The sequence below is a fragment of the Parvimonas sp. D2 genome, assembly GCF_035282635.1.
Lineage (GTDB): Bacteria > Bacillota > Clostridia > Tissierellales > Peptoniphilaceae > Parvimonas.
On record NZ_JAYKBO010000012.1, the window covers coordinates 1 to 514 of the forward strand.

The 514-nt window shown below is 30.9% G+C and carries 1 protein-coding gene; it reads left to right on the plus strand.

Annotated features, from left to right (window positions below; all coding sequences use genetic code 11):
• Positions 1 to 514 (plus strand): Ig-like domain-containing protein (locus VJI77_RS07370; protein ID WP_323988940.1); only part of this gene is annotated, 514 nt, incomplete at both ends.

The window sequence follows — 514 nt, forward strand, 5'->3', positions numbered from 1 at the left end:
ACTGGAAAAGAACAAAAGGTTGTAATAAAGGATAAGATTCCAAAACATACAACTTATGTTAAAGACTCCGCTGATAATAATGGTGTTTATAAAAATGGTGAAATCACTTGGACTAAAGATAAAGTAGCCAATGGAGATACATTCGAAGTTACATTCAGGGTAAAAGTTGATGATAATGTAAGTGGAGAAAAAATTCTTAATAAGTCAAATGTTATTGAAGGAAATAACAATTACGAAACAAACGAAACAACAAACCCAACATCAACAAAACCAGTAAAAGATGTTTTTGATAGCAAAGATGACAGTACAAGTATCGATGGTAAAGAAGTAAAGGCTGGACAAGAACTACTTTACAAAGTTACTTATACAAATACAACTGGAAAAGAACAAGATGTAACAATAACTGATAAGATTCCTGAACATACAACTTATGTTAAAGACTCTGCTGATAATAACGGTGTTTACAAAGACAGAGAAATTACTTGGACTAAAGAAAAAGTAGCTAATGGTGAAA